Origin of the sequence: Weizmannia sp. WK01 (assembly GCF_025905465.1) — a bacterium.
Classification (GTDB): Bacteria; Bacillota; Bacilli; order Bacillales; family Bacillaceae_C; genus Weizmannia; species Weizmannia faecalis.
Map to the genome: position 1 here is coordinate 2363996 of NZ_CP109616.1, position 25872 is coordinate 2389867.

Here is a 25872-nt window from a genome sequence, read left to right on the forward strand (position 1 = left end):
CCTCTTTCCTTTCTTTGTTGCCTGCAGCTATTTTGCATCAAACCAGGTCGGCCCGTATGCGGAATCCACTTTCAGGGGAGCAGCGAGATCTACGGCATGCTCCATCACTTCTGGCACAATTTCTTTCAGCACTTCAATTTCTTCTTCCGGCGCTTCGAAAATCAGCTCGTCATGGACCTGCAGCAGCAGCCGCGCCCGCAGCTTTTCTTTTTTCAGCCTTTTTGCCATATCGATCATCGCTTTTTTAATAATATCGGCTGCGCTTCCCTGGATCGGTGTATTCATGGCCGTCCTTTCAGCAAAACTGCGCAAGTTGAAATTCCGGCTTGAAATTTCCGGCAAGTAACGCCGCCGCTTTAAAAGGGTGGAGACATAGCCTTTTTGCTTGGCTTCCCTGACAATTTCATCCATATATTCCTTAACGCGCGGGTAGGACGCAAAATACCGTTTGATAAATTCGCCTGCTTCCTTGCGGGTAATGCCGAGATTTTGCGATAGCCCGTAGTCGCTGATGCCGTATACGATTCCGAAGTTGACCGCTTTTGCTTGGCGCCGCATCTCAGACGTTACTTCTTCCGCTTTTACATGGAAAACTTCCATCGCCGTTTTCGTGTGGATATCCATGCCTTCGCGGAACGCTTCAATCAGCTTTTCATCGCCGGAAATATGGGCGAGCACCCGCAACTCCACCTGCGAGTAATCCGATGAAAAAATGAGCCAGCCTTCTTCCGACGGGACAAACGCCTGGCGGATTTTCCGGCCTTCTTCCATGCGGATCGGGATATTTTGCAAATTCGGATCCGTCGAGCTGAGCCGACCGGTCTGCGTCAATGCCTGGTTAAAACGCGTATGGACTTTGCCATCTTGGTGGACCACTTTTAAGAGCCCCTCAATATAGGTGGACTGCAGTTTCCCAAGCTGCCGGTAATGAAGGATTTCCCTGACGATTTCGTGGGCAGGCTCCAGTTTTTCAAGCACATCGGCAGACGTGGAGTAGCCCGTTTTTGTTTTTTTAATGACAGGCAGCCCCATTTTTTCAAAAAGAATGACGCCAAGCTGCTTCGGCGAATTGATATTGAATTCAGTGCCGGCCATGCTGTAAATCCGCTGCTCAATTTCATGAAGCCGGAGTTTAAATTCTGCGCCCATTTCTTTTAACCGGTCGGTATCGACTTTCACGCCGGTGTATTCCATATCCGCCAGAATAAGGGAAAGCGGGAGTTCGAGTTGTTCAAACAGTTCAAGCTGGCCGTTGTCCTTGAGCGTTTTTGTGCAAGGTTCGCAAAGGGCATCAATCGCTTCCGCTTTCCGGGAAATATGCTCGGCGTACCGTTTTTCCTCGGGCAGCTTCCGTTTCGCGCCTTTTCCGTAGACAGCCTCATCCGTTTCCACGTTCCCATAATCATGCGTTTTTGCCACCGAGGCAAAATCTTCGACCGTATCGGAAGGATTCAAAAGATAGGAAACGAGCAGCAAGTCAAAGTCGGTCCCACGCAGTTCCATGCCGTACCGCCTCAAAGCGACAATCGAACGCTTTGCATCGTAGACATGCTTGATTTTGCTTTCATCTTCCACCCATTTTTTGAACGCTTCGGAAGAAAGTGCGTCTTCCGCCCGGAGGAAAAAGAGACCTTTTTCGTTTTTTAAACCGAACCCGATGATCTCGCCAGTATGGTAATTTTCATCGAGAATCTCCACATAAAAAGAAGAAACATCGGCAAACAAGTTGTCCGTAATGTCTTCAGCAATGGAAAAAGAAATGGCTTCCAGTGCCGGTTTTTCTTCCGTCAGGGTGTCCCCGCCCATTTTTTCAAGCATCGATTTAAAACCCAATTCCTGATACAAATGCCGTAATTTTTCCGGGTCGGCGTGCCTGTATGCCGCCTGTTCAATGGAAATGGAAAGCGGAATGTCGCGGTGAATGGTGGCGAGTGCTTTGCTCATCAGCGCCTGTTCTTTGTGTGCCTCCAATTTTTCCTGCAGTTTTTTCCCGGATACTTCCCCGATATGGTCAAGCAGCTCTTCCACCGTCGGGAACTGTTTTAACAGCTTAATGGCTGTTTTTTCCCCGATGCCCGGCACGCCGGGAATGTTATCGGATGAATCGCCCATCAGCCCTTTCATGTCGATGATCTGGTGCGGCGTTAACCCGTATTTTTCCTCGACATGCGCAGGCGTGTAGGCTTCCATATCGGTGATCCCTTTGCGCGTAATCATTACCGTTGTTTTCGGCGAAACAAGCTGCGTCATATCTTTGTCGCCGGAGATGACTTTCACAATAAACCCTTCTTCTTCCGCTTTTTTCGACAGGGTGCCGATAATGTCATCCGCTTCGTAATTTTCCAGTTCGTACCGTTCAATCCCGTGGGCATCGAGCAGTTCCCGGATCAGCGGGAACTGTTCGGACAGTTCCGGCGGGGTTTTTTGGCGCGTCCCTTTATATTCGCTGTATGTTTCGTGGCGGAAGGTCGTTTTGCCGGCATCAAACGCCACCAAAATATGCGTCGGCTTTTCCTCTTCCAATATTTTGGAAAGCATCATCGTAAAGCCGTAAACCGCATTCGTATGTATGCCTTTGTCATTGTTCAAAAGCGGCAAAGCAAAAAACGCCCTATAGGCAATGCTGTTTCCATCAATTAAAATCAATTTTTTCAAAACCAAAACCTCCCGGAAAAATGGAGAATATCCGTTCATATTCCTTTCCCCATTTTACCATGATTCGGCGCAAAGGAAAAATCGCGGCGCTTTTAAAAAAATAAATGAAATATTGCCGCTAAAAAAGGCGCGATCATCACCTTTTCCAGCAATTTTTAGAGGATCAGACGCGAAAAAAAGCCCCAAACCCTTCATGCGGATTTGGAGCAGGATTTTCTGTTTATGCGAGGGCATCCATGACTTTCCGGACGGAGGCGGCGGATTTGTCAAGCGCTGCTTTTTCTTCCGGTGTCAGATCGAGTTCGATGATTTTTTCAAGGCCGTTGCCGCCCAAAATGACCGGAATGCCGAGATAAATGCCGTTGTAGCCGTATTCGCCTTCGAGATAAGCAACGGCAGGCAGGATGCGGCGCTGATCTTTGGCAATGGCTTCCACCATTTCCGTTAATGCTGCTGCGGGCGCATAATAAGCACTGCCGTTACCAAGCAGGTTCACGATTTCCCCGCCGCCTTTTCTTGTCCGTTCCACAATTTTATCGAGGCGCTCTTTGGGAAGTAATGTTTCGAGCGGAATGCCGCCTGCGTAAGCGTAACGGACGAGCGGCACCATCTCATCGCCATGGCCGCCGAGCACAAAACCGGTAACGTCTTTGACGGAGACGTCCAGTTCCTCTGCGACGAAAGCGCGGAATCTTGCCGTGTCGAGCACACCCGACTGGCCGATTACGCGGTTTTTCGGAAAACCGGATGTTTGATAAACCGTGTAGGTCATTGCATCAACCGGGTTCGTCAGTACTATCAGCACGGCGTTTGGCGAGTATTTCACAATTTCCTTTGTCACGTTTTCCATGATCTTTTGGTTTGTCTGCACAAGGTCGTCCCGGCTCATCCCCGGTTTGCGCGCAACGCCCGCCGTGATGACGACAATATCGGAATCCTTTGTGTCTGCATAATCGGACGTGCCGGTGATCTTTGCATCAAACCCCTGTACCGGGGATGCTTCAAACATGTCCAAGGCTTTCCCTTTTACCGGGTTTTCCATTTGCGGGATGTCAACGAGCACCACATCCCCCAGTTCTTTTTGGACAATCAGAAACGCCGTTGTCGCCCCTGTAAAACCGCCGCCAATGACCGATATTTTTTTCCTTTTCAGCATGACGAGCCCCCTTTGTTTAAATGTCAGCCGGCTGTAAAAAGGCAGCCGGCTTGCCGTAAATCATTTGTCCGTTATTTCCCCATGTTTTTAATCAGTTCATCGCCAAATTCAGAGCATTTGACTTCTCTTGCGCCATCCATCAGGCGGGCAAAGTCGTATGTGACCACTTTGGATGCGATCGTTTTTTCCATCGAACCGATAATCAATTTTGCCGCTTCATTCCAGCCCAAATGTTCAAGCATCAAAACACCCGACAAAATAACGGATGAAGGGTTCACTTTATCCAAGCCGGCATATTTCGGTGCCGTTCCGTGCGTCGCTTCGAAAATGGCATGGCCGGTTTCGTAGTTGATGTTCGCGCCAGGGGCAATCCCGATGCCGCCGACTTGTGCAGCGAGCGCATCCGAAATGTAGTCGCCGTTTAAGTTCATCGTTGCGACGACGTCAAATTCGCGCGGACGGGTCAAAATTTGTTGCAGGAAGATATCGGCAATCGCATCTTTGATAATGATCTTGCCGTTTGCTTCTGCTTCTTTCTGCGCCTGGTTGGCAGCATCCGCGCCTTTTTCTTCTTTAATGCGGTCGTATTCGGACCAGGTGAAGACTTTATCGCCGAATTCCCTTTCCGCCAGTTCGTAACCCCAGTTTTTAAACGCGCCTTCCGTAAATTTCATGATATTGCCTTTATGTACCAGCGTAACGGATTTGCGCCCTTCTTTGATCGCATAGTTAATCGCAGCGCGCACCAGCCGTTCCGTTCCTTCTTTCGATACCGGTTTGATGCCGATGCCGGAAGTTTCCGGGAAGCGGATTTTTTTCACGCCCATTTCATCTTGCAAAAACGAAATGACTTTTTTCACTTCCGGTGAACCTTCTTGATATTCAATGCCGGCATAAATGTCTTCCGTGTTTTCGCGGAAAATGACCATATCGGTATCCTGCGGGCGTTTAACCGGGGAAGGGACGCCATCAAAATAACGGACAGGGCGCAGGCAGACGAATAAGTCGAGTTCCTGGCGCAGCGCAACATTCAGCGAACGGATCCCGCCGCCGACCGGAGTGGTTAATGGCCCTTTAATGGCAATGAAATATTCGCGGATCGTGTCAAGCGTTTCCTGCGGCAGCCATTCCCCTGTTTTATTGAACGCTTTTTCCCCTGCATAGACCTCTTTCCAGACAATTTTCTTTTCGCCTTTATAGGCCTTCTCAACAGCCGCATCCAATACGCGCTGTGCAGCCGCCCAAATATCAGGGCCGGTGCCGTCCCCTTCGATAAATGGAATAATCGGGTGATTCGGTGTGTTTAATACGCCGTTTTCTACGGTGATCTTTTCTCCTTGTGCCATTTCAAAATCTCCTCCAGTCCCAATATCAGTTTATACTTGTGGTGTACACGGAATGAACCGGCCCCGCGCATGGTCCTGAGCCGGTCCTTCCCCACCAGATGCACGCTTACCCATCCTCAAAAGTCTTCCAGGAACGGGCAGGCGTTTTAAGAAAATAACGGATACATTCAGCCGGGATGGTTCCCCGTCCAGGTCCCGTTACCGGTCTTCAAGCGGAACGTACTGGCGCATGCCCGGGCCAATATATTCCGCGCGTGGGCGGATAATCCGGTTGTTGGCGTATTGTTCCAAAATATGGGCGATCCATCCGGAAATGCGGCTGACGGCAAAAATCGGCGTAAACAGGTCATGGTCAATGCCGAGGCAATGATAGACAGATGCAGAATAAAAGTCTACATTGGCAGGAATGCCTTTTTCGCTCGTGACAATTTGCTCAATTTTTACCGACATATCATAATATTTACGCTGCCCGGTCAGCTCTGTCAATTTTTCCGACATTTTTTTCAGGTGTTTTGCGCGCGGATCGCCTTTTCTGTAAACGCGGTGGCCAAAACCCATAATTTTTTCTTTGTTGATGAATTTTTCATGCAGGTAATCTTCCACTTTATCGACCGAACCGATTTCCGTGAGCATTTTCATGACCTGCTCATTTGCGCCGCCGTGGAGCGGGCCTTTTAATGCGCCGATTGCAGCGGTAACGCCGGAATAGATGTCGGAAAGCGTCGCAACACAAACGCGTGCAGTAAAAGTGGATGCGTTCAGTTCATGGTCCGCATGCAGTACAAGCGCTTTGTTAAAGGCTTCCACTTCAATCGGTTCCGGTTCCTTTTCTTTTAACATGTACAGGAAGTTTGCGGCAAAACCGAGATCTCTGCGCGGTGCGACAGGTTCTAGGCCTTTCCTGACCCTTGCGAAAGCGGCAACAATTGCCGGTATTTTTGCCTGCAGCCGGATGGCTTTGCGCAAGTTTGCTTCCCGGTCCATTGCATCTGCTTCATCATCGTAAAGCGCGAGTGCGGAAACAGCGGTACGGAGCGCGGCCATCGGGTGCACTTTCCCGATCGGGTAAGTTTTAAAGCTATCCAAAATTTCTTTCGGCAATTCCATATGATCCGCCAGTTCCTGCTTAAATGTTTCCAGCTCGGATTTTGTCGGCAGTTTTAAATGCCACAGCAGGTAGACGACTTCTTCAAAGCTGGCTTTTTCTGCTAAATCATCAATGCCGTAGCCGACATATGTAAGCGTGTCATCGATGATCGAGCTGATTGAAGTTTCACTTGCAACGACCCCCTCTAGACCTCTTGTTGCTGTCATGCTTATCTCTCCTTCTCCTTAAGGTTGTTTCCCCCATCTCAAACGTAGATAAGTTGATTTCGGGGTATATATTTTTCTGCGGAATAAATAACGGTTGCCGGCCGGCAATATGCAAGCGATCACATACTCTATTATAATATAATAATTATATTTGTCTATTTTTTGACGTACATGCGCCCGCTTACATAAATCATTATAAACAATTTTCAAACACATTGGTACAGAAAAAAGCCAAATTTCTTCTTTTAGTATAGCGCTTTCGCAGCCGTGCTGGCAATCATTTTGATTTTAGCATATGCCCTTCTGTAGCAGCAGGAGAAAAACCGTTGAAAAATCTTTCTTTCAACGGTTTTTACATGTTTAAGCAAATTCCACCCGGCTAAAAACTGTTTGTCACCCATTCGACGATTTTCATGGCCATCCAGGCAATGCCGGCGCCGATCAGCGGCCCGACCGCAACCCCTTTAAACAAAGAAACGGCGAGAATGGTGCCAAGCACGAGCGCCGTCGTAATTTGCGGGTCGCTCGCAAGCAGGGTGATGCCGTTTTTGGCCAGAAGTGCGACAATGATACCGGATGCAAGTGCAATCCATGCATACGGCGATTTGAGCGATTCATACAAATCTTTAAAGCCGATCTGTCCGGTTGCAATCGGCACAAGGACGGCGATCGTAATAATGGTGACGCCCCAGTTGATCCCTTTCGACTGGAGGGTTGAAAAAATTTTCGCATCCAGCCCTGCCACTTTCAGGACAAGTAGCACGATAACAGAAATGATTAACGATTGGTTTTTTGCCGCAAATCCGATCGCTAAAAGCAGCAGCAAAAATAAATACGGCTGGTACATAAGCATCCCTTCTTTCATGCTGAAAATCTTTTGGTGCCGGGTATTTTTTCTGAATTTTTGGCGAAGATAGAAATAGAAAATCTATCAAAAAAAACGGCTTTTTCTTTGTTTTACGCCCCCCGCCGTGTAAAATAATAACATATTAACGAATACAGGAGGGTCAGACTTGAATTCTGTTTACATACACCGCGCGCTGCGGGGCCTTTTTGTTGCACTGTGCATCCTGGTTGGCTTTTTTGCGGTTTATCTGGCTGTAAAATACGCTTATCCGTTTATTATTGCGCTGTTGATCGCGCTTATGATCAACCCGCTCGTCAATTTTCTGGACAGAAAGGTAAGGCTTCCGCGGGCGCTTGCTGTTTTGATATCCCTGATTCTGATCATTGGCGTCTTTGTCGGCATCATTACGCTGCTTGTTGCCGAGATCGTAACGGGGGCGAATTACCTTGCTGACGTTTTGCCGGAGCATGTCCAGACGCTTGTCAATTATTCGGAATCGCTTGTCACCGCCCAAGTTTTACCGCTGTACGACCAGCTGGCGGGCCTCTTTAAAAATCTCGATGCAGGCCAGCAGGAAACGATCGTGCAAAACATTCAGGCGGCCGGGCAAAAGATCGCTTCTTCAGCAGGTGATTTCCTGTCCGGGCTGTTTAAAAAACTGCCGGGGCTTGTTTCCTGGATTCCAAATGCGGCAACCGTGCTGATTTTTGCCCTGCTTGCAACGTTTTTCATCAGCAAGGACTGGAACCAGTTGACAGGCAAAGGAAAGCTGTTACTGCCGAAAAAAGCAAGAAAAAGCGGGATCACCGTGTTTGCCGACCTCCGCAATGCGCTTTTCGGTTTTGTCCGTGCTGAATTGACACTGATTTCCATGACACTTGTCATTGTGCTGATCGGGCTTTTGATTTTACGCGTGGATTACGCGATTACAATCGCCCTTGTTTGCGGCATTGTCGATATTTTGCCGTATTTGGGAACGGGCGTTGTGTTTGTCCCCTGGATCATTTACGAATTCATTACCGGCAGCCTGCCGCTTGCGATCGGGCTTACCGTCCTTTACATTGTCGTGATCGTGCAAAGGCAGATTATGGAGCCGAAAATTTTATCGTCCAGCATCGGAATGAATCCACTCGCGACGCTTATCGCCCTGTTTATTGGCTTTAAAACAGTCGGGTTCCTTGGCTTGATTCTCGGGCCGATTACACTCGTGTTGCTGACCGCGCTGATCCGCGCCCATGTATTCCATGACATTTGGAACTATATTATGGGCAAAAAAACAATATAAAAAACGCAGAGGCCGGATGCCTCTGCGTTTTTTTTGCTTATTTACAATACAGTCGCATGGCCGTTGTAAACCGAGCCGGTTGCTGCATCTACCGTAACTTCCTGCCCGTCTTTAAAAATGGAAACGGCTTTTTCAACGCCGACAATGACCGGAATGCCGACATTGATGCCAACAACTGCAGCATGGCTTGTCAAGCCGCCTTCTTCCGTAATGAGCGCGGCACATTTTTCAATGGCCGGCATGATTTCTTTGTCGGTCGTTCTCGTGATGAGCACACAGCCTTCTGTTGCTTTTGCGTTTGCTTCTTCTGGGCTTTCAGCAACAACGACCGGACCAAATGCCGATTTTCTGCCGATTCCCTGGCCTTTTGCCAATATATCGCCGATCAGGTGCACTTTCATCAGGTTGGTTGTGCCTTTCCCACCAACAGGGACGCCGGCTGTGATAATCACAAGGTCGCCGTGATGGACGATATCGGATTTCAATGCTTCATCCACTGCGATTTCAAGCATTTCATCCGTATTGTTTGCCTTTGTGCCCAATTGCGGGTATACGCCGGACACAACGGTTAAGCCGCGCTGCACTTTCGGATCGCTCGTGACAGCAATAATCGGGGCTGCCGGGCGGTATTTGGAGATCATGCGCGCCGTATAGCCGCTTTCGGTTGGCGCAATAATGGCATTCACATCAAGATTTAAAGCCGTATGGGCAACGGACTGGCAAATGGCGTCTGTCATATTATGGTCCGTGCTCTTGCTGCGTTTGTTCAGAATATCGCGGTGGTTAATCGCTTTTTCCACATGGACCGCGATATTGTACATCGTCTTAACCGCTTCAGCAGGATATTTTCCGGCTGCTGTTTCGCCGGAAAGCATGATTGCATCTGTACCGTCGAAAATGGCGTTGGCCACGTCGCTTGCTTCTGCGCGGGTCGGGCGCGGGTTGCGCTGCATCGAATCCAGCATTTGCGTTGCGGTAATGACCGGTTTGCCGAGCGTGTTGCACTTTCTGATCAGTTCTTTTTGCACGAGCGGCACTGCTTCGGTCGGAATTTCAACACCGAGATCACCGCGGGCAACCATTAAGCCGTCCGATACAGCAAGGATTTCATCGATGTTGTCGACGCCTTCCTGGTTTTCAATTTTAGGGAAAATTTTCACATGTAAAGCATCGTGTTCTTCAAGAAGCTGGCGAATTTCCAAAACGTCAGACGGCCGGCGTACAAATGAAGCCGCAATGAAGTCAATGCCTTGTTCAAGCCCGAACAGGATATCGCTCACGTCTTTTTCGGTAATGCCCGGAAGGTTCACGGAAACACCCGGGACGTTGACACCTTTTTTGTTTTTCAAAACGCCGCGGTTCAGTACTTTTGTATGGATTTCACCGGCGTTTTTATCGATGGCCGTCACTTCTAGTTCAATCAAACCGTCGTCAAGCAGAATTTTAGAGCCAACGTGCACATCATCAATCAGCCCTTCATAGGTGACCGAAAATTTTTCCGTTGTCCCGAGCACTTCTGTCATTGAAATGACCGGCGTCATGCCTTCAACAAGCTCAAATCCGCCGTCTTTCATATCGTGGGTGCGGATTTCCGGTCCCTTTGTATCAAGCAAAAGCCCGATCGTTTTGTTTTGGTTTTTTGCAGCTTCGCGGATATTTTTAATCCGGGCAAGATGTTCCTCGTGGCTGCCGTGCGAGAAGTTCAGGCGGCAAACATCCATCCCGTTTGCCATTAATCTTTCAAGCATTTCCACACTTTCACTGGCAGGCCCGATAGTACATACAATTTTGGTTTTTTTCATTCTATTTCCTCCTAAACAACGTTAGATCGACAATTCTTTCGACAGCTTATACATGTTTTGATTAATGGCGTGCGGTTTCCCGAGAATCTCAAGGATGTCATGGTCAACCAGCTGGTTATTTTGAATACCGACAGCGCGGCCCCCTTTTCCTTCGAGCAGCAGTTCAACAGCCCTTGCGCCGAGGCGGCTTGCAAGCACGCGGTCAAATGCAGTCGGAGAACCGCCACGCTGGATATGGCCGAGAACGGAAACGCGGGTATCACCGATCGCACCAGTTTTTTTCAATTTTTCCGCAAACTCGTTACCACTCATCACGCCTTCCGCGACGATGATAATGCTGTGGCGTTTGCCACGTTTTTTCCCTTGTTCAAGGCGATCCACGACATCTTTCAAATCAAACTTTTCTTCCGGCACAATAATTGATTCAGCCCCGCCGGCAAGACCGGACCAAAGCGCGATATCCCCCGCATTTCTGCCCATGACTTCAATAATAAAGGTACGTTCGTGGGAAGAAGCGGTGTCGCGAATTTTGTCAATCGCATCCAGAACAGTGTTCAGCGCTGTATCAAAACCAATTGTAAAATCCGTACCTGGGATGTCGTTGTCGATTGTCCCCGGCACACCGATGCAGTTGAAACCTTGTTCTGTCAGTTTTTTCGCTCCCTGATAGGAACCGTCCCCGCCGATCACAACGAGGGCTTCAATGCCATGGTCTTTCAGCTGCCGGATCGCTTTTTGCTGCCCTTCCGGCGTTTTGAATTCTTCGCTTCTTGCCGACTGCAAAACCGTGCCGCCGCGTTGGAGAATATCACCGACAGATCCTGCTTCAAGCTTTTGGACGTTACCATGAATCAACCCGTTATAGCCCTGGTGAATACCGTAAACTTCCAGGCCGTGATAAATCCCTTTACGGGTAATCGCGCGGACTGCGGCATTCATCCCTGGTGCATCGCCGCCGCTTGTTAATACTCCAATTCGCTTCATATTATTCACCTCTGTATATGTAATTCTCTTGGCAGGCCGGTATTTCAATCAAGCAAAGTAATTATAGTATCTCCAAGTCTGCCTTCGAATATATCTAAAATACCACTTTAAAAGCATGTTCACAATCGATCATGAAAAAGTAAAAATTTTAAAAATGTGCGTTTATGAACAAACTGTGTCGGAATAGTATGAATACGTTACCAATTCTCCTGTCTTCCCTGCCTGCCATGCAAACGGCGTTCTTTTTTCTTTTCCCGGTTTCCATGCCGGTAAACCAGGATCTGAATTTTCTTTTCAACCACTTAGAAGAAAGGGGATCCTATATAACTTGAACTAAACATTACTACTTGTTTATGTGCTGCCATCCTGATCGTCATTGATTTTGGTACGAAAAACTTAAGTTCATTTTATATAGTTAGAAAGCAGAACGCCAAAATTTTGGCCTGCATCCGTTACACCATGTAAAAAGCGAGGCAACCGGTGATGGGTGCCGGTTGCCTGGGTGCTTTTTTCGGCTATTGGCGGGCAAACTGTTCGAGCGTTGAAAATACGCCAATTTTACGGTATTTTTCGTACCTTTTTTCCACCAGTTCTTCAGGGGCATATGCCCGCAGCTCCTTTAATGATGCGGCAAGCACAGGGCGCATCAGCTCTGCCTGCGCTCTCGGATCTTTATGTGCGCCGCCTTTTACTTCCGGAATCAGTTCATCGATAATACCCAGTTCTTTCAGCTCGGGCGCGGTCATCTTCATGGTGGCGACGGCCCGTTTTGCCTGCGACGCATCTTTCCATAAAAGCGCCGCGGCGGATTCCGGTGAAATGACCGAGAACCATGAATTTTCGAGGACATGGATATGGTCGCCGACGCCAATGCCGAGCGCACCGCCGCTGGCCCCTTCACCGATAATCAGGCAGATGATCGGAACGCTCAACCCGGACATTTCAAACAGATTGCGCGCGATCGATTCAGCGATGCCCCTTTCTTCCGCTGCTTTTCCCGGATACGCACCTTTTGTGTCGATGAAGCTGATAATCGGGCGTTTAAATTTTTCCGCCTGCTTCATTAGCCGCATTGCTTTCCGGTAGCCTTCCGGGTGTGGCATGCCGAAATTGCGGCGGATGTTTTCTTTTGTGTCTTTCCCCCGCTGCTGGCCGATCACGGTGACAGGAAGGCCCTCAAATTTTGCGATCCCGCCGACAACCGCCCCGTCGTCGCCGTATACACGGTCGCCGTGGAGCTCAAGAAAATCGGTAAAAAGATATTGAATATAGTCCAATGATGTCGGCCGTTCGGGAAAACGCGCAATCTGGATTCTGTCCCACGGATCCATATTTTCGTAAATTTCCTCTTCCAGCCGGGAAAGCCTTGCTTCCAGTTTTTCAATCTCGCTTGACAAATCGACATCCGACTGTTTTGTAAATTCCTTTAGCTCGGCAATTTTGCGTTTCAGCTCAATGACCGGTTTTTCAAATTCAAGTTCATTCACCATTGTAGTTCACCTGCGTTTGTTGGTTGATGGATGTCCAGAATGCCTGCCAATGTTTTTTTCAGGTCATGGCGTTTCACAACCGCATCGAGCTGGCCGTGTTCAAGAAGAAATTCTGCAGTCTGGAAAACTTCAGGAAGTTCTTCGCGGATCGTCTGTTCAATGATGCGGCGGCCGGCAAAACCGATCAACGCGCCGGGCTCCGCAAGATTGATATCCCCGAGCGATGCAAAGCTTGCGGTCACGCCGCCTGTTGTCGGATGAGTCATCACGGTTACCGTTAACCCGCCGTGGCGGCTGAACCTTTCGAGCGCCGCGCTCGTTTTCGCCATCTGCATTAAAGAATAGATCCCTTCCTGCATGCGGGCGCCCCCTGAGGCCGTGAAAATGATAAACGGCACATGGAGCCTGTCTGCTTCTTCGATGGCGCGCGTAATTTTTTCGCCGACAACCGAGCCCATGCTGCCCATCCGGAATTGTGCATCCATGACACTAAGCACGACCGGCCTTTCCTGAATGTTGCCCTTACCTGTCAGTACCGCTTCATTCAAGTTTGTTTTTTTGCGGTCTTTTTCCAGTTTTTCAAGGTAACCCGGAAACGCAAGCGGGTTTTTGGAAACAAGCCCGCGGTCGAACTCTTCAAACGTTCCTTCATCCAGCAGGCTTTCCACCCTTTCATAAGCGGTCATTTGATAATGGTAGCCGCAATGGAGGCAGACTTTTAAATTCTTCTGCAGTTCTTTTGTATACATAATTTTGCCGCACTTCGGGCATTTTGACATGATCCCTTCAGGAACTTCCTGCTTTGTATGGTCTGAAGGGATAGTCGCATATTTTCGCTTTTTCGGTTTAGAAAAAAAATCTTTCAGCAAATCTTACCCCTCCTGTATCTGGCACCGGAACCACCGGGCAAGCCGGCGGTTTTTCTGCCGAAGTACCGGCAAATGGCGTTTTCCCGTACCGGCAAAAAGGCGGCTTTTTTTCCGGCATCTGATGCTTATTTGCCAATTTCGGAAAGCTGTTTCGTTTTTTCGCGGATTTCTTCCGGGCTCACCTGGATGCGGGCGACACCGGTTTCCATCGCCGCTTTTGCAACAGCTGCCGCAACCGCCGGCGCAACACGCGGATCAAACGGGCGCGGAATGACATAATCCGCATTCAGTTCATGTTCATCAATTAAACCGGCGATCGCGTGGACAGCGGCTTGTTTCATCTTTTCATTAATATGCGTGGCGCGCACATCCAATGCCCCCCTGAAAATACCCGGGAAGGCGAGGACATTGTTGACCTGGTTTGGAAAATCAGAGCGGCCTGTGCCGATGACTTTCGCGCCGGCCGCTTTGGCATCTTGCGGCATGATTTCCGGATTCGGATTGGCCATCGCAAAAATAATCGGGTCTTTTTTCATCGACTGCACCATTTCTTTTGTCAGTGCCCCCTCTACAGAAACGCCGATAAAAACATCCGCATCTTTGATTACATCCGCCAGGCTGCCTGCTGCTTTATCACGGTTTGTATATTTAGCCACTTCGGATTTCACCTTGTTCATTCCGAACGGGCGCCCTTCATAGACCGCCCCTTTAGAGTCGCACATAATAATATCGCGGACGCCAAAGTTGTAAAGCAGTTTGATAATCGCGATGCCGGCAGCGCCCGCGCCGCTTGCTACCACTTTAATTTCAGACATTTCTTTGCCAACGAGTTTTAAAGCGTTCACGAGCCCGGCAGCCGTTACAATCGCCGTCCCGTGCTGGTCATCGTGAAAAACAGGAATATTCATTTCCTTCTTCAATTTTTCTTCAATGACAAAGCAGTTCGGCGCGGCGATGTCCTCCAGATTCACGCCGCCGAAAACCGGTTCCAGCCGTTTCACCGTCTCCACGATTTCATCAATATCTGTCGTATCGAGGCAAATGGGAAAGGCATCGACGCCGGCAAAGCTTTTGAACAAAATCGCCTTGCCTTCCATGACCGGGAGTGCGGCTTCAGGGCCGATATTTCCAAGCCCGAGAACGGCGGTGCCGTCCGTTACGACCGCGACCATATTGCCTTTCATCGTATATTCATAGACCGTTTCCGGTTTGTCGTAGATCATTTTGCAAGGCTCAGCCACACCGGGCGAATAGGCCAGGCTCAGATCCTTTGCATTTTTGACGGTGACTTTTGACTTGGATTCCAATTTCCCTTTGTGTTCGCGGTGCATATGTAACGCTTCTTCCCGCAATGACATGAACCTCACTCCCCCGTTTTCACTGCACGATATGCGGTTTCTTACTCACAAGCCTATTAAACAATATAACATATTTAATCTAGAGAGAAAAACTTATTTCAATATGACATTTCCTTCACCAAGCAGTTCCGTAAGCTTTCCGAGGCATGCTTCCTCCGCCCGGACCCGGTTTTTTTCCGGAAGCCGGATCGTTTTCCGTTCCGCTTCATAATGAAGAATGACCGGCGAGTCCCCCGGAAAAGCGTCAAGCACCTGCTTCACTTGAACAAGCAGCATGCGGTCCTTTCCAGCCGGAATCTTTAAATATAACGTGGCACCGGTCGGCATGCTGCGGAACGGGCTGGCATCTTCGAGCGCCCGGGCAATCACCTGCTTTTTGCCGTTCCTGTTTTCAACATTTCCTTCCACGACCACAATCAACCCTTTTTGGCATAACGGGCTGTATTTTTTAAAGACATCCGGAAAAACAACACATTCTATCTCATCCGTTTCGTCACTCATGCGCAAAAATGCCATCAGGCTGCCTTGTTTTGTGCGGATCGTTCTTGTGTCCGTAATGCAGGCGCCAAACCGGATTTTTCTCATGCCGGGTTGAAGCTTGCTTACTGCAAGCACGCCGGCTTCGTCCCAACCCGGGCGGTACTGCCCGGCCGGATGCCCGGATAGATAGAGCCCCAAATATTGCTTTTCAAAGGCAAGCTTATCCATCAGTGAAATCGGCTCGGTTTCCACATAATTTGGTTCAATGCTGAACGCTTCATCCTCAAAGAACAGATCCGCCTGCCCGTCATCCGGCTTCATAATCTCCGCGTGCTCAAGGGCGACATCAATGCTGGCAAGCAAAACTGCCCTGTCTTTTCCAAACTCATCCATCGCGCCTGAGAATGCAAACGCCTCTAAAATTTTCCGGTTCAGCCCTTTCACCCTCAGGACAAGATCAAACAGGCTTTTAAACGGGCGCCGTTTTCTTTCTTTAAGCAGCTCTTTGATGGAGGCGTATCCGATCCCTTTTATCGCGGCAAGGCTATAACGGATGGCGCCGTTTTCCACGGTAAACGGATAATGGCTGTGCTGCACGGAAGGCGGCAAAACCCGGATCCCCATCTGCTGCGCTTCGCGAATATACTGGGCAATTTTATCCTCGTTGCCGATCACGCTCGTCAAAAGGCTTGCCATAAAATAGAGCGGGTAATGGGCTTTTAAATAGGCGAGCCGGCAAGCGAGCATGCTGTAAGCGACGGCATGGCTGCGGTTAAAACCATAATTGGCGAAGCGGACGATAAAATCATAAATAGTATTCGCCGTTTTTCTCTCATATCCTTTTTTTTGCGCGCCATTTATAAAATGCAGCCGCTGTTCGTCCAGGATTTCCCTTTTCTTTTTGCTGACGGCACGGCGGAGCAAATCCGCCTCCCCGAGTGAAAAGCCCGCCATCTTTGAAGCGATCTGCATAATTTGTTCCTGGTAGACAATCACACCGTATGTTTTTTCCAAAATCGGCTGGAGGTCGGGATGCGGATATTCGACCGGTTTCAACCCGTGTTTCCGCTCAATATAGGCCGGGATGTTTTCCATCGGCCCGGGCCGGTACAGCGCATTGACCGCGACAATGTCTTCAAATTCAGTCGGTTTAAGCCGCTCGAGCACTTTCCGCATGCCGTCCGACTCGAACTGGAAGATCCCGGTCGTATTGCCCGAACTAAAAAGGCGGAATGTCTGTGGATCATCGAGCGGTACATCCTGGAGGCGGATTTTTCTCCCCGTCCCCTTTTCAATCCCCGTGAGGATATGCTCAAGGATGGTTAAATTCCGCAAGCCGAGAAAATCCATTTTCAAAAGCCCGATTTCTTCGAGATGGTTCATCGGATACTGGGTTAAAAAGATGCCGTCATGCCCTTCCTGCACCGGGATGATTCCCGTAAGCGGTTCCCCACTGATAATGACGCCGGCTGCATGGGTCGAAACATGGCGCGGCAATCCTTCCAAAAGCAGGGCCGTTTCAAAAAGCTTGCGGTGCTGATCCGATTGGCCGATCCATTCCCGAAAGGCGCTTGATGCTTCATACGCTTTTTTAAGCGTCATGCCAGGCTGTGACGGGATGAAGCGCGACAACTGTTCAAGTTCTTTTGCGCTGAGACCGAATATCCGGGCTACATCCCGGGCTGCGGCTTTCGCAGCAAATGTGCCGAATGTGATGATCTGCGCGACATGCTGTCTGCCGTATTTTTCCGCAACGTAGCGAATCATCTCGTCCCGCTTGTGATCCGGAAAATCGCTGTCAATATCCGGCATGGAAATGCGCTCCGGATTTAAAAACCGTTCAAACAAAAGCCCGTATTGCACCGGATCGACGTCGGTAATATAAAGCGCGTATGCGACAAGGGAGCCGGCAGCGGAACCGCGCCCCGGCCCGGTAAGAATCCCGTGCTCCCTCGCATATTTCATAAAATCCCAGACAATAAGGAAATAGTCGCTGAACTGCATTTCCTGAATGATTTTTAATTCATACTCCAGCCGGTCTGTATACCGTTCTTCCAGATTCGGAACGCGTGCTGCAAGGCCTTTTCGGCATACTTCTTCTAAGAAGGCATCCGCCGTCTGCCCGCCCGGAACCGGAAATGCCGGCAGCAGCCGCTGTCCCGTTTTGATTTCCACAGAGCAGGCATCTGCAATTTTTTCCGTATTGGCCAAAGCTTCCGGGAAATCGGCAAAAAGCTGTTCCATTTCCTCTTGCGGCTTAAAGTCGTGCGTGCCGCTTTCCGGGCGCGGCCGGTTTTCATCCGTCAGTTTCACCCCGGCTTTGATCGCGCGCAACACTTCATGAGAAAAAGCATCTTCCTTTTTTAAGTATTTCACATTTGCGGCCGCCACTTCTGGGATACCCAGTTTTTCCGAGAGCGCGTGCATATCGGGAAGCACTTTCTTAGCTTGCACTGTCCCGTTGTTTTCAAGTGCAAGATAAAAGCTCGGCCCGAAAATGTCCCGGTATAAAACTGCAACCTCTTCTGCACGCGCTTCATCTCCCCTAAGTAGCGCCTGTTCGATTTCCCCTTCAAGCCCCGGCGTAAAGGCGATCAGGCCGTCGCTGTAGGCGCGCAGCCATTTGATAAAAATGCCGGGTTCGGGTCTCGTCTGGATGGCACTTGAGATTTTCATCAAATGCCGGTAGCCGGTTTCGTTTTTGGCAAGCAACACAACCGGATAGGCTGTGTCAGGTTCAAACGAACTCATGATATCCGCTGTCATGCCGATAATGGGTTTAATGCCATTTTCGCGGCAAGCCTTGTAAAAAGGAAAGGCCCCGTACATCACATTGCGGTCCGTGATCGCAAGGGTGTCGTAATGAAGCGCTTTTGCGTACGCCGCCCATTCAGGGATGGAGATCGTACTTTCCAACAGGCTGTAGGCCGTTTGGACCTGTAAATGGACAAAACGCATGGTAAACTGCCTCCTATTCGTACCTGTACATGATTCTTATTATACATGTTTTCACGCGAGCAAAAAAGAAGATACGTTCGATTTCATACAGGCATACATTGTCCCATATATTGTTTAGTAATGAAGAAAAGATGGGGATGGTTCGGTTGAGCGAAGGATTTTTTCCCGCATTTTTCAACAGCTATTTTATCGCATTCGGCGTAATGTTCGGCGGCGCCTTGATCGGGGGACTCGCTTCGTTCATTACCGGCGAGCCGCTTTTGACGGAAATTTCGAAGATTGCGCGTGACCTCCGCATCTGGGCGATCATTGCCGCCATCGGGGGGACGTTCGATACCGTTTACAGCTTTGAAAAAGGATTTTTGGAAAGCGAGACGATGGTATTGTTCAAGCAGCTGCTTTTAATTCTGTCGGCCATGGGCGGTGCCAAAACGGCCGCGCTCATTATTTCATGGATAACCCAGGAGAATGTGCTATGAGAATCCCGCCGCTTTACCGGAAACCGGGCTGGCAGCGGTTCATGGCCGGATTTATCGTGGGCGGGTGCATCTGCTGGCTGATTTTTCTGTACATGTTCGGTGTCATGCAGGAAAGGCAGGCGCAAATGATTGAACGGCAGGAAAAAACGATCCAGGATTTGCAACAGGAAAAGGCGATCTGGCAGGAAGACTATAAAAAGCTCAATCAAAAAAATGAAAAGCTCCTGACCATCCAGCGTATTGACGTGAAAATCAGCAACTACGAAAAATATGACATTCACGATTCACAAAGCATTTTTGAAGCAGAAGAGGATATTAAACATGACTTAAGCCCCTTGATTGCAAAAAATTTAAAAACCGCTTATTTGAACAAAGACTTGATCACCCGCATGCTTGAAAACAAAGTCATTAAAATCAACCACCGCCGCTATACTTTCGAAGTGCGGGACATTTTGTTTTACTCTGTTGTCCGCGTCCACCTGAATTTAAAGCTGGCAGACTAAAAGAAGGCAAATCCGCTTTTCCGGCGGTTCTGCCTTCTTTTTTTACCCTTCCTTGCAGAGCGCGATTAATTCCTTTTTTACCGCCTCTGCCGTTTCCCACGAATACGCGTTGGCCCCGGCAGCAAGCGGATGCCCGCCGCCGCCGTATTTGCGGGCCAGCTCATTGATGGCAGGGCCTTTGGAGCGGAAACGGAGGCGGATTTGGCCTTCTTCTTCGATAAAGAAGCACCAGGCTTTAAGCCCTTTAATATCGCCGAGCGTGGTGACAAGCTGGGAGGCTTCGCGCACCGTTACGCCGAATTTTTCAATCAGTTCTTTTTTCAGCACGACGATGGCCGCCCCGTGCTCAAGAATGTCCAGGTTCTGGTATATATACCCTTGCAGCCTGGCCACACTTGGTTCAATCTCGTACATCTTGTTAAAGAGCGCTGTCCGGTCAAAATGGTAATGGATCAGTTCTCCGGCATAGTCAAATGTTTTTTCCGTCGCACTCGGATACAAAAACCGGCCTGTATCCCCGACAATGCCGGCAAACAGCAGCCTTGCCGCGGCATCTGTCATCCTGAGCCCTTCTTCTTTCCCCGATAAGTAAAACTCATAAATCATTTCGCTGACAGAGGACGCGTCTTCATCGACCCACTGCAAATCCCCGTAAGCATCATGGTTCGGGTGATGGTCGATTTTGATCAGCCTTTCCCCCAGATGGAAACGCTGGTCGCTGATCCGCTCGCGGTTCGCGGTATCACAAACGATGACAAGCGCCCCGCGGTACGTTTCATCGGAAATCCTGTCCATCCTATTCAAGTAGGCGAGGTCCGGTTCATCATCGCCCACGATGTAAATGTTTTTATCCGGAAAAGACGCCTTCAATATTTCCGCAAGTCCCCCCTGCGATCCATATGCATCCGGATCAGGCCGGACATGGCGGTGGATGATGATCGTGTCAAAAAGCTTGATCGTCTGTAAAATTTTTGTTTTCATCTTACTCCCCGTTTCTCTGGCAAGTTCTTTTTTCATTTTGTAAAATAGAAGAAAATACTGACAACCCGATTTGGAGGTGCACGATGCCGATCCTTGCCGTTTTGATTCTCGCATCCCTTTGCGCGTATGTATATTTTAAACTAAAATACATCCGCAGCCTTTTGGCGATGGAAAAAAAGGTGTTCTCTGCCAAAGCCAATATGGCGCTCGGTTCGTTTATTTTTTTGTTCGGCGTGAATGAATTGTTTCTGTTTCACACTGCCATCACCTTTGTGATTGCAGCCATTTTTATCGCGCTCGGGCTTTTCAATATCGCAGGCGGTTTCAAAAGGCTGCGGTTTTACCGGCCCGAAATGCAAAAAGAAAGGAACGAATTGCGGCGTACACCGTAAAAAGGGGTGGCACATTCCCTTATCTTTCAATCAGCTGGCACATCAGCAGGGCTTTACCGACAAGGCTGCCCTGGTTGAAGACTTCGACATCAATTTTGGCAAACTTCCGGCCGGAATCGAGAATTTTCGGTACAATCCGGATCATACTTTCGAGCTGGACTGGTTTGATAAAATAGACCGTTAAACTTTCGATGATCATTTCGCCTTTTTTTCTGGAGCGCAAAAAGCGGTTGGTCGTTTCGTGCACGAGTGTCGTGAATACACCATATGAAATCGTCCCTAAAGGGTTGGTCATTTGCGGCGTCACTTCAAACTGGTAATCATCCGGGTCTTCCGTTTTGGCCGATGATGCATCAAGCTGGGTCGTGACGATATTGTCGATCGTTTCCCCGACTTGCGGCTGGCGCTGTGTCATTTGCAGCTCCTTTAAGACGTCCTGGCGGCTGACAATCCCCCTCAGCCGGTTAAAATCGTCGGTCACCGGCAAGATTTCGATCCCTTCCCAGACCATCATATGGGCAACAGATGTAACGCTTGTTTTTTCGCTGACCGTAATCGGATTTTTCGTCATCACTTTCTCGATGCTTAAGTGCGTGTCGGTTTCCATCACGTCTTTTGAGGTAATAATACCCGCCACCTTTAAATTGCGGTCGACAACAGGAAAGCGCGAGTGGCCTGTTTCCCGTTTTTTGCGGTACCAGTCCTGGACCATGTCCGTTGTATTCAAATAAACCGTTTTTTCGATCGGTGTTAAAATATCTTCAACGAGAATAATTTCTTTTTTGATCAGCTGGTCATAGACAGCACGGTTAATCATCGTCGCAACGGTAAACGTGTCGTAGCTCGTCGAGATGATCGGCAGCGCTTTTTCATCCGCAATTTTTTTTACATAATCTTTCGTATCAAATCCGCCGGTGATCAAAACGGCAGCTCCTGACCTTAACGCCAGTTCATGCGCGTCCGTGCGGTTTCCGACAATGAGCAGGCTCCCCGGATCCGTATACTTCGACATCGCCTCAAGTTCCATGGCGCCGATCACGAATTTTGTAAGCGTTTTATGCAGGCCGGATTTTCCGCCCAGCACCTGGCCGTCGATAATATTGACGACTTCCGAAAAGGTCAGCTTTTCAATGTTCTCTTTTTTCTTCTGCTCAATCCGGATGGTGCCGACCCGTTCAATCGTGCTGACATACCCTTTTATTTCAGCATCTTTAATGGCGCGGTAGGCAGTCCCTTCACTGACATTCAGCGCTTTTGCAATCTGGCGGACGGATATTTTTTCCCCGACTGGCAGCTCATTGATATATTGTAAAATCTGTTCGTGCTTTGTCGCCATTTTTTCACCTTCTTTCCGTTTTTATCCGCTTTCAAGGAATATGTATGGAGTCATCTGTATAATTCTATTATAGATGGAAAAAGGGGGAAAGGGCAATCAGGCACCTTTATCTTTCCATCATGGAAAAGGGGAAGTGCGGCCGGCACTTTTTCAGCACATGCCGGCTGCAAGCGAACCCCTGTATTTGCCAATCTTGCGCGTCTATTACAATTCGATCGCATCTCCGGCTTTCATAATTTTACCGTTTACGCCGTCGAGCAAATCGATAAATTTCTGCGGATCCTGCTGAATGAGCGGGAACGTATTGTAATGGATCGGCACGACCGTTTTCGCCTGCAAAAATGTTGCCGCCACTGCTGCGTCTTCCGGTCCCATCGTGAAGTTGTCGCCGATCGGAAGAAATGCAAGATCAATCGGATGGCGTTCGCCGATTAATTTCATATCCGAGAACAGCCCGGTATCACCGGCGTGGTAGATCGTTTTCCCTTCCGCCATCAGCAAAACGCCCGTCGGCATCCCGAGATAAACGATTTCTTTCTTTTCGTCATCCACAACCGCCGAGCCGTGGAACGCCTGGGTAAGCTTCACTTTCCCGAAATCAAACTGGTACGAGCCACCGATATGGAGCGGATGCGTATTCAACCCTTTCCAGGCAAAGTAATTTGCGATTTCATTATTGGCAATAATAAGCGCATTCTTTTTGCGGGCAAGCGTTTCTGTATCCCCGATATGATCGCCGTGCCCATGTGTGAGAATAATCACATCCGGGCTTTCTTCCTCCACTTTCAGGTCTGTCTGGCTGTTGCCGGTAATAAATGGATCAAAGAGTATCGTTTTGCCCTCCGTTTCCACTTTTACAATCGAATGGCCGTGAAAAGAAACTTTCATCAACATATCACTCCTTTTAAAAATTTGTACGGCTTTTAGGGGCCACTTTCATTATATTATTTCTTTGCCCCGTAATCCTGCCTCGCGCTTCACCTGTAGCATCTTAACTTGTTTTTTGCTATGCTAGTAACGTCTGATAAGGAGATGAATGGAATGAATAAGCGTTTAGCAAGTGTGGCGGCGTGGCTGAAAGCGGAAAAGACCGATGCTGCTTTTATTACATCGCCCGACAATGTCTTTTATTTGAGCGGTTACCGCAGCGACCCGCACGAAAGGCTGCTCGGCATTTGTGTATTCCAAGAAAAAGAGCCGTTTCTCGTCTGCCCGGCAATGGAGGCATATGACGCGAAAAAAGCTGGCTGGGAATATGACATTCTCGGCGTCCAGGATACGGATAACCCGTGGGATTTGGTTGCGGAAGAAATACGCGGGCGAATCGGGGATGTCCATACGTTAGCGATTGAAAAAGAGCATTTGAACGTGGAACGGTTCGAAGCGCTGAAAGAACGGTTTGGCGGCGCCCGCTTTACCGCTGCTGAAGAAAAACTGCGCATGATGCGCCTTATTAAAGATGAGCATGAACGGAAGATTTTAAGGGAAGCGGCTGCTTTTGCCGACCTGGCCGTTGAAACGGGCATCCGCGAAATTAAGGAAGGGAAAACCGAACTTGAAATCGTGGCAGCCATTGAATTTGCAATGAAAGAAAAAGGGATTTCAGAAATGAGCTTCGCCACCACCGTCCTCTCAGGTGCGAAGGCGGCTTCCCCGCACGGCGTCCCCGGCCTTGACAAGATCGAAAAAGGGAATTTTGTCCTGTTTGACCTTGGCGTTGTGCATCAAGGCTACTGTTCCGATATTACAAGGACGGTCGCATTCGGGGGGCTTAACGAAGAGCAAACCCGGATTTACGAAACGGTATTAAAAGCGGAAGAAGCGGCCGTTGCGGCAGCAAAACCGGGGGTAAAGGCAAAAGAGCTCGACTTGATTGCACGCCGCATCATTGAAGACGCGGGATACGGCGAATATTTTACACACCGGCTCGGCCACGGCCTCGGGATCAGCATCCACGAATATCCTTCTGTCACCCATACGAATGAGCTGGTGCTTGAAGAAGGGATGGTCTTCACGATCGAACCGGGGATATACGTGCCAGGGGTTGCCGGCGTCCGGATTGAAGATGACGTCTGCATTACAAAAACGGGTGCCGAAGTGCTGACAAAGTACCCGAAAGCCTTGCAGTATGTTTAAAAAAGAAGCACAAGCGGCTTTCATGCTGCTTGTGCTTCTTTTTTTGTTCCGGCAATTCTTGCAGCCGGCTTTTGAAAGCTTATTTTAAAAGCGTTTTCACATCGGTATAGGAGAGCCCGATCGAATCGGCCACCGCTTGATACGTCACATGCCCGTTCAGCGTATTGACCCCTTTTAACAGCGCTTCATTTTCCAAAACCGCTTTCTCATACCCCTTATTGGCAATTTGCACCGCGTACGGCACCGTCACATTGGTAAGGGCAATCGTCGATGTGCGGGCAACCGCGCCCGGAATATTTGCGACTGCATAATGGACGACATCATGCTTGATATAAACCGGATCATCATGTGTCGTGGCACGGTCTGTCGTTTCAAAACTGCCACCCTGGTCAATCGCAATATCCACGACAACAGAGCCCGGCTGCATCGCTTTGATCATCTCTTCCGTTACCAGTTTTGGCGCTTTTGCACCCGGGATCAGAACGGATCCGATGACAAGGTCCGCATCACGCACTGCTTCCGCAATATTGTATGGATTCGACATCAAGGTTGTAATTTTGCTGCCGAAAATGTCATCAAGCTGGCGCAAGCGATCCGGATTCAATTCGACAACGGTCACATCCGCCCCAAGGCCGATCGCGACTTTTGCCGCATTCGTTCCGGCAACCCCGCCGCCGATAATCGTAATCTTGCCTCTTTTGACGCCCGGTACGCCGGAAAGCAGGATCCCTTTTCCACCGTTATTTTTTTCAAGAAACTGTGCGCCAATCTGCGGCGCCATTCTGCCCGCCACCTCGCTCATCGGCGTCAGAAGCGGCAGCGAACGGTTGGCAAGCTGCACGGTTTCATAAGCAATGCCGGTCACTTTCTTTTTCAGCAGTTCTTCCGTAAGCTTTGGTGCTGCAGCAAGATGCAAATATGTAAATAAAATCATGCCTTCACGGAAATAGCGGTACTCGCTTTCGATCGGCTCCTTCACTTTCATAACCATTTCAAAAGACCACGCCTCACGAGCGGTCTCAACGATCCGGGCACCGGCTTTTACATATTCTTCATCACTAAACCCCGATGCAAGGCCCGCATTCTTTTCAATAAAAACTTCATGCCCCGCTTTGGTCAGGGTCACAACGCCGGCCGGGGTCATGGCCACACGGCTTTCATTGTTTTTAATTTCTTTTGGTACGCCAATTCGCATAGAAAGTTCCTCCTCTTGTTCGTGTTTTGCAATCCGTTTTCTTATTATTGTAAGAAAACATATCAAACGGTTGAAAACTTTCTTAAACATCTTTAGTGTAGCAAAAATTCCCTCTTTTTCCTATGCTTTTTTTGCAAATTTCTTATTCGCGCCCGGGAACGGGATAGCGTTTTTATTTTTCCTGGCTTCCGCCCTTTTTGATTAAAAAATAGATCGCCAGGTTTTTTCATTTTTCGCACACAAACCCGGAAAATTCTAGTAAAATAGACATGAAAGGCAGGCAGTTTATAAAGGAGATGAAAGAAG

20 protein-coding genes are annotated in these 25872 nt (G+C 49.0%); 5 read left to right on the plus strand and 15 right to left on the minus strand.

Annotation, left to right across the window (positions count from 1 at the left end; all coding sequences use genetic code 11):
- Nucleotides 1-27 precede the first annotated feature (27 nt).
- The 5 genes from polA to OF158_RS11365 all read right to left on the minus strand — a co-directional run bounded on the left by polA (nucleotide 28) and on the right by OF158_RS11365 (nucleotide 7318).
- The gene (gene polA, locus OF158_RS11345) at nucleotides 28-2694 is read right to left on the minus strand and encodes a DNA polymerase I (protein WP_043052489.1); all 2667 of its coding nucleotides are present in this window, start codon (nucleotides 2692-2694) and stop codon (nucleotides 28-30) included.
- A gap of 181 nt (nucleotides 2695-2875) precedes the next feature.
- A complete protein-coding gene (gene mdh / locus OF158_RS11350) occupies nucleotides 2876-3811 on the minus strand; it encodes a malate dehydrogenase (protein ID WP_035184379.1) in 936 nt (311 codons plus the stop codon).
- 71 nt (nucleotides 3812-3882) lie between these two features.
- Nucleotides 3883-5157, minus strand: a complete 1275-nt coding sequence (gene icd, locus OF158_RS11355; RefSeq protein ID WP_014097752.1) for an NADP-dependent isocitrate dehydrogenase — start codon at nucleotides 5155-5157, stop codon at nucleotides 3883-3885.
- Between the two features lie 198 nt (nucleotides 5158-5355).
- Nucleotides 5356-6471: a citrate synthase gene (gene citZ, locus OF158_RS11360; RefSeq protein ID WP_014097751.1), complete on the minus strand. Its 1116-nt coding sequence runs from the start codon at nucleotides 6469-6471 to the stop codon at nucleotides 5356-5358.
- Between the two features lie 379 nt (nucleotides 6472-6850).
- Nucleotides 6851-7318 (minus strand): DUF441 domain-containing protein, encoded by a 468-nt coding sequence (locus OF158_RS11365; RefSeq protein WP_035184428.1) that lies wholly within the window; start codon nucleotides 7316-7318, stop codon nucleotides 6851-6853.
- A gap of 166 nt (nucleotides 7319-7484) precedes the next feature.
- On the opposite strand from OF158_RS11365, the gene ytvI reads away from it, so the two are divergent.
- Nucleotides 7485-8603, plus strand: a complete 1119-nt coding sequence (gene ytvI / locus OF158_RS11370; RefSeq protein ID WP_014097749.1) for a sporulation integral membrane protein YtvI — start codon at nucleotides 7485-7487, stop codon at nucleotides 8601-8603.
- 41 nt (nucleotides 8604-8644) lie between these two features.
- On the opposite strand, the gene pyk is transcribed toward ytvI, so the two are convergent.
- The 6 genes from pyk to dnaE all read right to left on the minus strand — a co-directional run bounded on the left by pyk (nucleotide 8645) and on the right by dnaE (nucleotide 18544).
- Nucleotides 8645-10405, minus strand: a complete 1761-nt coding sequence (pyk, locus tag OF158_RS11375) for a pyruvate kinase (RefSeq protein WP_014097748.1) — start codon at nucleotides 10403-10405, stop codon at nucleotides 8645-8647.
- A 21-nt stretch (nucleotides 10406-10426) separates the two neighbouring features.
- Entirely contained in the window at nucleotides 10427-11389 is a 963-nt protein-coding gene (gene pfkA / locus OF158_RS11380) for a 6-phosphofructokinase (protein ID WP_035184376.1), read from the minus strand.
- A gap of 515 nt (nucleotides 11390-11904) precedes the next feature.
- Nucleotides 11905-12879, minus strand: a complete 975-nt coding sequence (gene accA, locus OF158_RS11385) for an acetyl-CoA carboxylase carboxyl transferase subunit alpha (protein ID WP_014097746.1) — start codon at nucleotides 12877-12879, stop codon at nucleotides 11905-11907.
- Nucleotides 12873-13748 (minus strand): acetyl-CoA carboxylase, carboxyltransferase subunit beta, encoded by an 876-nt coding sequence (gene accD, locus OF158_RS11390; RefSeq protein ID WP_014097745.1) that lies wholly within the window; start codon nucleotides 13746-13748, stop codon nucleotides 12873-12875. The genes accA and accD overlap by 7 nt, the downstream gene beginning before the upstream one ends.
- Nucleotides 13749-13873: 125 nt before the next feature.
- Nucleotides 13874-15106 (minus strand): NADP-dependent malic enzyme, encoded by a 1233-nt coding sequence (locus OF158_RS11395; RefSeq protein ID WP_035184373.1) that lies wholly within the window; start codon nucleotides 15104-15106, stop codon nucleotides 13874-13876.
- Between the two features lie 93 nt (nucleotides 15107-15199).
- Entirely contained in the window at nucleotides 15200-18544 is a 3345-nt protein-coding gene (dnaE, locus tag OF158_RS11400) for a DNA polymerase III subunit alpha (protein ID WP_017551270.1), read from the minus strand.
- Between the two features lie 146 nt (nucleotides 18545-18690).
- Between dnaE and OF158_RS11405 the strand changes: the two genes are divergently transcribed.
- Complete coding sequence (locus tag OF158_RS11405; RefSeq protein ID WP_013859924.1) at nucleotides 18691-19023, plus strand: sporulation membrane protein YtrH; 333 nt, start codon at nucleotides 18691-18693, stop codon at nucleotides 19021-19023.
- Entirely contained in the window at nucleotides 19020-19526 is a 507-nt protein-coding gene (gene ytrI, locus OF158_RS11410) for a sporulation membrane protein YtrI (RefSeq protein WP_014097742.1), read from the plus strand. Before OF158_RS11405 ends, ytrI begins: the two co-directional genes overlap by 4 nt.
- A gap of 42 nt (nucleotides 19527-19568) precedes the next feature.
- On the opposite strand, the gene OF158_RS11415 is transcribed toward ytrI, so the two are convergent.
- Nucleotides 19569-20507 (minus strand): DHH family phosphoesterase, encoded by a 939-nt coding sequence (locus OF158_RS11415; RefSeq protein WP_035184368.1) that lies wholly within the window; start codon nucleotides 20505-20507, stop codon nucleotides 19569-19571.
- Between the two features lie 83 nt (nucleotides 20508-20590).
- On the opposite strand from OF158_RS11415, the gene OF158_RS11420 reads away from it, so the two are divergent.
- Nucleotides 20591-20899, plus strand: coding sequence for a YtpI family protein (locus OF158_RS11420; RefSeq protein ID WP_035184365.1), 309 nt, complete (start codon nucleotides 20591-20593; stop codon nucleotides 20897-20899).
- A gap of 19 nt (nucleotides 20900-20918) precedes the next feature.
- On the opposite strand, the gene OF158_RS11425 is transcribed toward OF158_RS11420, so the two are convergent.
- Nucleotides 20919-22235, minus strand: coding sequence for a CBS domain-containing protein (locus OF158_RS11425; protein ID WP_035184363.1), 1317 nt, complete (start codon nucleotides 22233-22235; stop codon nucleotides 20919-20921).
- Nucleotides 22236-22439: 204 nt separating this feature from the next.
- Nucleotides 22440-23123, minus strand: coding sequence for a metal-dependent hydrolase (locus OF158_RS11430; RefSeq protein ID WP_014097738.1), 684 nt, complete (start codon nucleotides 23121-23123; stop codon nucleotides 22440-22442).
- Between the two features lie 153 nt (nucleotides 23124-23276).
- Here OF158_RS11430 and OF158_RS11435 point away from each other — a divergent pair, with 153 nt between their 5' ends.
- Complete coding sequence (locus OF158_RS11435; protein WP_014097737.1) at nucleotides 23277-24371, plus strand: M24 family metallopeptidase; 1095 nt, start codon at nucleotides 23277-23279, stop codon at nucleotides 24369-24371.
- A gap of 79 nt (nucleotides 24372-24450) precedes the next feature.
- On the opposite strand, the gene ald is transcribed toward OF158_RS11435, so the two are convergent.
- Nucleotides 24451-25566, minus strand: a complete 1116-nt coding sequence (ald, locus tag OF158_RS11440; RefSeq protein ID WP_035184360.1) for an alanine dehydrogenase — start codon at nucleotides 25564-25566, stop codon at nucleotides 24451-24453.
- Nucleotides 25567-25872: the final 306 nt, after the last annotated feature.

Coding starts and splice junctions, on each gene's coding strand:
- polA (WP_043052489.1), bottom strand. CDS start 2,694: ATGAACGGATATTCTCCATTTTTCCGGGAGGTTTTGGTTTTGAAAAAA.
- mdh (WP_035184379.1), bottom strand. CDS start 3,811: ATGCTGAAAAGGAAAAAAATATCGGTCATTGGCGGCGGTTTTACAGGG.
- icd (WP_014097752.1), bottom strand. CDS start 5,157: ATGGCACAAGGAGAAAAGATCACCGTAGAAAACGGCGTATTAAACACA.
- citZ (WP_014097751.1), bottom strand. CDS start 6,471: ATGACAGCAACAAGAGGTCTAGAGGGGGTCGTTGCAAGTGAAACTTCA.
- OF158_RS11365 (WP_035184428.1), bottom strand. CDS start 7,318: ATGTACCAGCCGTATTTATTTTTGCTGCTGCTTTTAGCGATCGGATTT.
- pyk (WP_014097748.1), bottom strand. CDS start 10,405: ATGAAAAAAACCAAAATTGTATGTACTATCGGGCCTGCCAGTGAAAGT.
- pfkA (WP_035184376.1), bottom strand. CDS start 11,389: ATGAAGCGAATTGGAGTATTAACAAGCGGCGGCGATGCACCAGGGATG.
- accA (WP_014097746.1), bottom strand. CDS start 12,879: ATGGTGAATGAACTTGAATTTGAAAAACCGGTCATTGAGCTGAAACGC.
- OF158_RS11395 (WP_035184373.1), bottom strand. CDS start 15,106: ATGTCATTGCGGGAAGAAGCGTTACATATGCACCGCGAACACAAAGGG.
- dnaE (WP_017551270.1), bottom strand. CDS start 18,544: ATGCGTTTTGTCCATTTACAGGTCCAAACGGCCTACAGCCTGTTGGAA.
- ytrI (WP_014097742.1), top strand. CDS start 19,020: ATGAGAATCCCGCCGCTTTACCGGAAACCGGGCTGGCAGCGGTTCATG.
- OF158_RS11415 (WP_035184368.1), bottom strand. CDS start 20,507: ATGAAAACAAAAATTTTACAGACGATCAAGCTTTTTGACACGATCATC.
- OF158_RS11420 (WP_035184365.1), top strand. CDS start 20,591: ATGCCGATCCTTGCCGTTTTGATTCTCGCATCCCTTTGCGCGTATGTA.
- OF158_RS11425 (WP_035184363.1), bottom strand. CDS start 22,235: ATGGCGACAAAGCACGAACAGATTTTACAATATATCAATGAGCTGCCA.
- OF158_RS11430 (WP_014097738.1), bottom strand. CDS start 23,123: ATGAAAGTTTCTTTTCACGGCCATTCGATTGTAAAAGTGGAAACGGAG.
- OF158_RS11435 (WP_014097737.1), top strand. CDS start 23,277: ATGAATAAGCGTTTAGCAAGTGTGGCGGCGTGGCTGAAAGCGGAAAAG.
- ald (WP_035184360.1), bottom strand. CDS start 25,566: ATGCGAATTGGCGTACCAAAAGAAATTAAAAACAATGAAAGCCGTGTG.